The organism is Myroides injenensis M09-0166, assembly GCF_000246945.1.
Classification (GTDB): Bacteria; Bacteroidota; Bacteroidia; order Flavobacteriales; family Flavobacteriaceae; genus Flavobacterium; species Flavobacterium injenense.
In genome coordinates this window covers 1-9,831 of record NZ_BAEX01000110.1, presented here as the reverse complement: position 1 = coordinate 9,831, position 9,831 = coordinate 1, and the positions used below count along the sequence as shown (strand labels likewise).

Below are 9,831 nucleotides of genomic sequence, written 5' to 3'. Positions count from 1 at the left end.
TAAAAGATAACGCCTCTTATTTTTTATTCTTTTAAGTTTAAAGTTCAATATTATATAATTTCATTTTATTATATAATGTTTTTCTGTCAATACCTAATACTTGAGCTGCTTTGGTTTTATTAAACTTCACTTTTTCTAAAGCTGTGCGAATTGCTTGTTCTTCATTTCTAGAAGAAAACAACTTTAGATCTTCTTCTTCAGTTACATTTCCGCCTGTAGAATTACTTGAAAGAATTGGTTTAGGATTAAGAATCTCTTGTGGTAAAACCTCTTTCTCTATGATTTCCCCTCTTGTTAATAAAACAGAACGCTTGATAATATTTTTCATCTCACGTAAATTCCCAGGCCAATCATAAGTCAAAAATACGCGTTCTACTTCACTAGAAAACTTTTTTACTTCCTTCTCTAATTCACAATTAGATTCTTTTAAGAAATGCATTGCAAACATCAGAATATCTTCCCCTCTATCAATTAGACGAGGAGCTACTATTCCAAATTCATTTAATCTATGATACAGATCTTCACGGAACTCTCCATCTCTTACTGCTTGTAACAAATCTTCATTTGTAGCTGCGATTACACGAATATCAACATCTACTTCATTACTACTTCCAACAGGCTTTACTTTTCGCTCTTGCAATGCACGCAACAATTGTACTTGCACTTCATAAGAAAGATTACCTACCTCATCTAAAAATATAGTACCTCCATTGGCTGCTTCAAAATGTCCAATCTTATCAGTAACAGCTCCAGTAAATGAACCTTTTATATGCCCAAAGAACTCACTCGAAGCTAAATCTTTAGGTATGGCACCACAGTCTACTGCAATATAAGGCTTATCTTTTCTCTTACTTTTTAAATGTATAGAATGTGCAATATTCTCTTTTCCTGTACCACTATCTCCAATGATTAAAACAGACATATTAGTAGGAGCTACCAAGTCAATATACTCGTGTAGTTGTTTAGATACTTTACTATTACCCTTAACATATTCCTCAGCCTCACTTTCTGCTTTTGCATTTGCAACTACTTTAGTAGAGCTCTTTTTTTCACTACTAGCATAATTTGCTTTTTTATCTAAGGCTGCTTTTATTGTCAGTACTATCTCGTCTGGATTAATTGGTTTAGCAACATAATCAAATGCTCCTAATTTCATTGCATTTACAGCAGTCTTAATCTCTGTATAACCAGTCATTAAAATCACCTGAGAAGAAGGACATTGTCTTTTTATAAATTTTAATAATTCGATACCATCACTATCCGGTAGACGTACATCGGTCAAAACTATATCATAGCACTCCTGTTCTATTGCTTGTTCTGCTTCTGCACAACTAAATGCGTTAGAAACCATAAAGCCTTTTTTAGTTAAAAAAGTTTTTAGCATTTCGCAAAAAGGAACATCATCGTCTATTACTAGAATCTTGTGACTCATATTTTCATTATTTAAGTGCTAAAGGCAAATTTAATGTTTTTCTGTATCAGAAACCAATACGGTTGAAAAATTAAGGTTAATTAAAGAATCTTTGCCTACTTATTAAGTAAACATCTTCTGACTCCCTATTATTGTCCAATCAAAAAAATCTTTAACTAAAATAGCGCTTATATTAATAATATAGCCTTATATAAACAGTAAAAGGGAGCCAAAGCTCCCTATTTACCTGAAGATTTCTCTTCTTCACCTTACTAACGATCTACATGTTATCTTACAATAACATAACTTTTTAAAACAAACTTAAAATTTTCTTTTTCTTAGCGAAGGAATAAGTCCCTCCAGTTTTTTTTTCATAACACCTTACGCTATAGTATATAGTCAAAACTGTGCCAAAAAAGTAAAAAAGTAAATATTTAAAATAACTATTTAAATATCAACATATTATTTACACCATATATTTTAGTCCACTCATACACTACAATAAAAGACAGGAACAAAACGGGTAATGATTCCACAATTTTTAGAAAGGATACCCAATTGCAAAGTTAAACATCAAATTATCTTTCCTCCATCGACCACTTCCAAAATCAATATCTTTCACAACCCAGCGACTTCCTGGCTCATTATACGGAATACGCAACGGAAATCCAAAATCAAATCGCAACACTAAAAATGTAATATCAAATCGCAATCCTGCACCTGCACCAATGGCAATCTCTTTATAAAAATTAGAACTGATTTTTCCCCCAGGTCTATCTGCAACCTCATTCAAATTCCACACGTTTCCTGCATCAATAAACAAAGCTCCATTAATAATACTTACTAACTTTTTGCGGTACTCTAGATTAAACTCCAAAATCATATCTCCTGATTGATCGGGTATAAACTTGCTATTATACGTTTTCGGATCAAAACTACCTGGACCTAATGTTCTAGCTCTAAATGCTCTAATACTGTTTGAACCACCTATATAAAACTGTTTAGTATAAGGCATATTTTTAGAATTTCCATAAGCAACGCCTACTCCCCCTCTAATTCTACTTACTAACACAGAAGTTCTACTTAACTTATGATAGATTCTAAAATCGTGATCTGTTTTAATATATTGACTAAAAGGTACTCCTAGAATACTTTTCTCTTTATCTTTATCCACATTCGCCCCCATTAAAAGACCAGTAATATTCCCTGATAAATCTAATGAAGCATTGTAATAAAACGTGTTTTTTAAATACTGCTTCATTGTATTGGTATAGGTATAAGAGTAAGTAGGACCAAATATTAATTGCTTATCCAATACTCTTTCTAATGACGGATTACCTGCTGCTGTTTCTCTATACAAATCTGTAACATGCTCTGGACTTACGTAATTCACTTCAAGAACATTAAACGTATGTTCCTTTGTTTGGCTTTCTTTCCACAAATATCCCCACGAGGCAGTAAATGACTTTAAAGCATATAATTTACTTCGTTCTAAATACTCTGCACCTATACTAGCTCTTGTTTTGGGTATATAGGCACTTGTGGAATTAAAATCCCAAGGAGTAATTAATCTAGGAAAAGTTAGATTTGCCTGAATACCTGCTTTATAGACATTATATCCCTTATTTCTTGCCGACATTTGAAAATCTGCTCCTCCATAAGCCGATACTGAAAACAATTCAGCACCTCTGAAGAAATTTTTATTACTCCAATTAAGGTTTAGTTCCGCACCATTATAGCTTGCTGAATTCGTCTTACCTAATAACTCTAATCGCAAAGACTTTGGATTATCTGGCGTTAAAAAATAATATACGTCAAGCTTATTATTTATACTATCGGAAATCTCAAATGAATTTTTCACAAACTTAAAAACTCCTAAGTTGACTAACCTATTCAAAGATAAATTATGATCATTTCGATTATAAAGTTCTCCCTTATCTAAAAAGATAGTTCTATCATAAATCATAGGTTTGAATCTTTTCTTAGGATCTATAATAGTTAAATCTTTATATTGATATGCTGAGTCAATGCTTTCTTTATAATTACCATCATTTAATGAATAGTCTGAATATACATATATATTATCAATCGTATAAGCATTTAAAGCAAGCTTAGGTGTTTGATCTTTTACCTTTACAAAAAGATTTACTTTATGATTCCCTACTGTACTATCTACTTGAACTAATATATCGTTTGGACTGAAATAATAATATCCTTTATTCTTCACATAGTTATCAAATCGAACTCTCTCTTCTTTTATATTATCTAAACTATAAGCTCTTCCCTTTCTTAAACGTGTCCATTTACTTGTATCAAAAATAAGCTGTTGCAATGGCGTTGAATCATTTAAAAAAGTAACATTATTTATTTTATACTGATCATTTGGTGTTACTATATATTGTGCTCCTCTTTTCTTTGCAGCTACTTTTAGTGTATCATATTCTACTTCTACATTGAAATATCCAGAGTTCTCAAGTCTATTACTTAAAATTTCGCTATTGTATTGCATATCCACCTGGCTAAACAATACAGGTGGCTCACCAAATTTTTTACTCAACCATCTTCTTAATACATTGGTTTTTTTAGGATTTGCTCCTAAATTATAGAAATAAAGCTTTGGGCGCATTCCCAAAAAAGTACTATTGGGAATTGGTCGCAACAACTCTGTCAAGTTATGCGACATTTCACTTTTCTCACTTTTAGACAATGAATCACTCTCTATTTTTACTACTCCTTTTGTATATAAATATTCTCCATCTGTTAGATGACGAGTCGTACTACAAGAAAACAGTAAGAAACCTATTATTCCTAGAGTGAAAATTCTTGATAAACTATAATTCTTTTTTACTCTCATTTCTCAACTGCTTTTTTAATTGTCTTTTATCTTTTGATCGCTCAAACAATTCTCTAAAATTCTCATAACTCATCGTGATCACAAATCCTACCCCTGTTTCTATTACCTGCCCTTGCAAGGCAACTTCATACCTGTTTTTGCGATATGCTCTTAATAAATAGCGACCATCCTTAGAAAGTGCGTACTCTATCTCTATATCTCCAGCAATATTAGCTGCTTGTTCATTTTCACGTTGACTACCCTCTACCTCAAAATTACTTCCTACTGTTACTTTTAAGCGATCTGAAAACAATCGTTTTGACACAGCTACATTAAGGTCTGTTCTATTCTCGCGAGTTCCACTTGAAAAATCTTCACTAGAATCAAGATTAAAGTTTAGTTCTACACCTGAGATCAGACTACTTGCCAAATTATTCAGCTGATCTGATAAGAATTGATTTACACTTTGTCGTGCTATAGCACCTGCAGACATTCCTCCTGCACTATTTTCAAAAGGATTCTCTCCAATAAATCTACTTAATAATAAAAGAGCAAATACCTGTTTATTCATCTCTGATTCATTAGTACGCAATTGAACCAGTTTGGTATTGGTATTATTAATAACATCACCCGACACGCTAGTAATACCATCTTTCAACTGAATATTAAAACTTATTTCAGGTTTTAGCAGTTCCCCTTTCATCATTAACAAGGCTTGAAAAGGAATCTTTTGTTTATACATATTTTGCTGTGTCGGCGATAACTGTGTTAACTGACCTTGTAATAAATCGAGAGGCGCAGTATTAACTTGATATATAGCCGTCATATTTAAAATAGCATCTGTAGGTTCTCCTGCAAAAATGATATAGCTACCTTTTTGAATCTCAAATTTTCGTTTCAGCATATTAAAACTTAAATCATACGATCCTTCATCAAACTCATAGCGACCAGTTAACGTTACCTGACCTGAAGGATCTATTCCACCTACGATATCTCCTTCACCTTTAATAGTAACTTTATCACCGCTAACTTTATCCATTATCATGGTAAATGTTGCCTCTTTATCTACCTTAATAGCTAGAGAAACATTTAATCCTTTTAACTCTGAATTATTAAAGTTGTCCTGATACTTCTGTAGTTCTGCTAAACGTATACTCTCCTCATCTATAAACTCCACTATTCCCTCTCTATCGGCAATCGAAGGATCCTCTTGTGGCATGACAATAGTGAAATTAGTCTTTTTATTAATCGCTAATCCTCCCGTAACAATAGGAGTATTCATATTACCTTTAATCTTAATATTACTATCAAAGACCAACTTACCATAATACATGTCATTGTCTTTAGAAGTAGAATTAATAGCGGTAAAATCAAGAGCTGTAATACCCAGGTTAAAGGCAAAATCTGTATAGTTTTTTGTTAGTATCTGTCCATCGAAGACCAATAAATTACCATAACTATCAGTTATAGAAAATTTGTCAAACTCAATGCCTCTATTAGTGAATAATATTTTCTCATTGATATTTTTAAAATCTGCACTAATCGGATTAACATGAAAACCAATATTATTAAATTTAAAATCTCCTAGTACACTAGGTTGTGTAAACTTTCCAGTAACATCAATATTCCCTGAGAAATAACCTTCTCCATTTGACAGATTATCCATCGTAAAACGCTCAAGAGATTTTAACTCTAGCTTTTCTACATTGATATTCATATTCAAGTCTTCTTGATCTACATCTGCAATTCCTTTTACCACTATACGGTTAGGTCCTCCCTCTAAACTTACTAATGCTAGATACTTGCTTAAAGTTTCATTCTTAACACCTATATGTAGATTACCCAATAAATTTTCAAATACTGTAAGACTGTTAATATCTAAACTAGATATAAAGCGAAAATCTTTTGATAAGTCTACTAAACTGACATACCCATTAATAGCCCCACTCGCTAACTCTTTGTCTTTTTTGACCATGCGAGTCAGTGTCTCTATCTTAAAGTCATTAAACTTTATATGCAGTGGACTATTGAATACTTCATCCTCAGATGAAATAGCAATACCACTATTATTATCCTTTATTTCAAAATCTCTTACGTAAATCCCCTTCTCTCCTAGGACAATTCTATTGTCAGGATTTACATCCCACTTGACGTAATCCATAATGAATCCGTCAGTCAATAGACGAGCTGTTAGCTCTTTTCCTTTTGCCTCTAATTCTCCCGCTATTAAGTAACAAATCTTATTCTCCTTATCCTTTAGGTTTAGATTATACGCAAGTATATTATCTTTAGCAAATCCTTTAAGATCAAGTCTTCTGAGTCGAATAGCTGCATTAGAAATACTAGCTACATCAAACTGATAGGTCAAAGCATTATTTACAGGTTGAATATCCCATGTAACATTTTCAATTTTATTCTCGCCGTACTCCACATTCGATATCCCTCCTTTAAGACTTAAATAATGAGTGCTTTGATCATATTTACCACTCACTCTAATAGGCTCTAATACTTTTAATTCTGGTAATATTTCAGTGTAAACCTTGTCGTACTTAATTCTTAAATCATACGAAAAATGTTGACTTCTTTTGTTCTCTTTTGTATTATCTTTTGCAACAGTTTCTTGCTTGTCTTTCTCTGAATCTTTCTTGAAGTAATGTTGTAAACTCTCCTCCATAGCATCTGCTAACTCAGTTAAGCGATAATCACCTTCCATATCAAAGTCAGCTAATTGTGAAGACAAACTTATTTTTCGATAATTGGTTTTTGCACTAGCCTCTATTGTAATAGGGTTTAGATTGAAACTATTCTTAAGTGTCGCAAAACCAAAATCTCTAATTTGTAGTTTTCCCACTAGACTATCAGGAAGAATATTAGCCATATCGGCATCTATAATCGTTGAGAAAATACTAGGTTCATTTTCAATATTTAGCTTATACAAATCAATATTTTGAAAGTTAGCCAATAGCTTTAAGCTAATATTATTTTTAGTCCAAAGTCCTTTCGCGTCAATGTCAAATGTTAAATAAGGATCTTTATTTACCGATTTTATATAATACTCACCATCATTAAGAGCAGCCTCTAATTTTACATTATTATAAGTGTATTTATTATACTCCGCTTTTTCGATCTCAAAACTAGCTACACCATTAGCAGTTTCAGGTACAAAACTCGTACCTTTTGCTTTTGCAGAGAGCGTAACTATACCAATAGAATCATTTTTTATCAAACGTCCAACGTTTAATTCATTGACTTTAAAGTCTAACTCATAGGCTTCTTTCCCTTTCTTCTTCTGATCGATTTTAGCTAATAAACTGACATTCCCCAAACTTGTTTTTAAATCCATTTGGGTACCTATATCTTTCATGGTTCCACTGACAAACCCTTTTAGCGAAATATTTTGTGGGATTTCGATATTAGATGGAATGGTATTCTTAGGTGCCAATAAAGTAATATCACGAGCAGAGCTTTGAGCTTGTTTTAAATTCAGATTAACATAAGCTTTCTCGATATCTGGCAATCCTTTTACTTTCCCATTGACATTTACCACAGTAGATTTAAACCCTTTAATAAAGAACTCTTCTATAGTTAAATCACTTACCACTCCCTTAGATTTAACCCCTAAAGAAACCGTTTCATTTTGTAAATTAGGAAGATCACTCTGCTTCCATATTGAAGGCATTAGAATATCAACATCTTTTAAACCTATATGAGAATCAAATACAGAAACATCCACAGAAATATCAGCTAATTGTTCCTTAATCTTATTGATGTCACGATAATTTAAAACTATAGATGACTTCAACTTAGTATGTGGTGTTTCTAATAGAAAATCTTTAATAAAAGAAGATTGTTCACTATATAAGAAATAGGTTTTGAAATTTGTCAACTCAAAACCACTTTTCTCTTTAAATGAAAAACCAGCTAAATTTCCTGTGATAGTATTAGGCGAAAACTGAAAGTCTTTTAATCTGAAGTTCAAGTTTTCTACTTTTATATGATTAGCATCCAATCCCTCTGCCAAAGCTTTTTTGCTTTCATTGTCAAACTGTACATCAATCTTTTTTAATACAAAGTCTTTAATACCTATTCGCCAAGGTATGGTTGTATCTTGGTTCTCACTCTCTTGTGGCATACTTTCCTTACTTTCATCTTTTACTTCCGCAGAAGTTTTAGAATCAGAAGATACTTGCGCTAATTGCACCTGTCCCTTTGTATCGAGTAATTTTATCTCTTTAATATCAATCTGCTGTCCTTCTAGGTCAATAGTGTCAAATGAAGTCATAAAATGCCCTAATAACAAAGACGCAGACATTTTTGATTCGTCATCTTTGTAGCTAACATTAAAGTCTTTAAATTCAATAGTACCTAATTGTAACTTTGGAAGTGTAGAGGTTTCTTCTGGAGATTCACTCTTGTTACTATCAGTGATTTCAGAAATTAGTTTTAAAGACAATGCTTTCTGATAATCAACTACTAAGCCATCAATCCCAACTTTAGGAATTGCAAACTTCATATCATCTAAGTCAAAATCTTTAAATCGAGTAATAAAACTATTTAATTTTAAAGCTAAATGATGTCCTTCATACTGATCATCAAACTTTACTTGAATATCTTTTAAACTAATTTGTCCGACATCAATTCGCATTGGTGCACTGTCACTTTCTTCTTTGTCATCATCAGAGGCAAATGCATCTATAATATAATCAAAATTAAAGCGCTGTAAACTATCTCTTTTTACATTAGTCTTAAAACCTTCTAACTCTACATTACTAACATCGACTGTATTATTTAAAAGCTTAAACAAACCAATGTCAACACCTAAATATTTAGTATAAATTAAAGTATCGTTTTGTTGTGACTCTAAGTAAAGTCCTTTTATAACAATTTTCTTTGGAAATGCAATCTCCACACGATCCAGTTCCACCTTAGTACCTATTTTATCTTGTACAAAAGTGATGGCTACATTCTTAATTTTATTTTGGATGTAGGGAATCTGTACCGCTACAATGATTAATACAAGGAGAACAACAATACTCAGGAAAATCCATCCTATAATTTTCCCTATTTTTACAACTAGTCGATTCAAGATTAATTTTTTTTCAAAAATAATAAAAACATTATCATTAATGTATACCTAACAACAAGAATTTTCTTTTAAAATCCGATATAAAGTAACCTTTTAAGCTACTTCTTTCATTTTTTTAACACAAAAAATTAAATTATAAAACAAAACGTATCTATTAGTCCTAATAAGCTAATAATTCAAATATTACTTAGAAGCCATTTGAATAATAAATTTAGCAAAAAGATTGAATAATTTCGCAATCTGATAGCAGTATAACCTTTTAGATTTTGCGTTTTATTAACCAATACTATTTCAATAACATCAGCTATCTCATATTTGAATACTATAACTTTAAACCTCACTTATAGTAGCACGCAACACAGCAATACAAAAAACCACTATACCTATTTACTGCAAGGGAAAATAATGACCAAAAAATACATTTATTAACCTTTTTAGCAAAACTAATTTTTAACAAAACCCAGCATTTACAAGGCTTAAGAAGCCTTTTTTAGAGTTAAA

General features: G+C 31.7%; 3 protein-coding genes. All 3 read right to left on the bottom strand.

What is annotated here, in order from left to right:
* Positions 1–37 precede the first annotated feature (37 nt).
* Positions 38–1,432 carry a sigma-54-dependent transcriptional regulator gene (locus RH98_RS13860; RefSeq protein ID WP_010256194.1) on the bottom strand — a complete coding sequence of 465 codons (1,395 nt, stop codon included), beginning with the start codon at positions 1,430–1,432 and terminating at the stop codon, positions 38–40.
* A gap of 520 nt (positions 1,433–1,952) precedes the next feature.
* Entirely contained in the window at positions 1,953–4,265 is a 2,313-nt protein-coding gene (gene tamL / locus RH98_RS13855; protein WP_010256193.1) for a translocation and assembly module lipoprotein TamL, read from the bottom strand.
* Positions 4,243–9,330: a translocation/assembly module TamB domain-containing protein gene (locus tag RH98_RS13850; RefSeq protein ID WP_010256190.1), complete on the bottom strand. Its 5,088-nt coding sequence runs from the start codon at positions 9,328–9,330 to the stop codon at positions 4,243–4,245. Before RH98_RS13850 ends, tamL begins: the two co-directional genes overlap by 23 nt.
* Between the last annotated feature and the right edge of the window lie 501 nt (positions 9,331–9,831).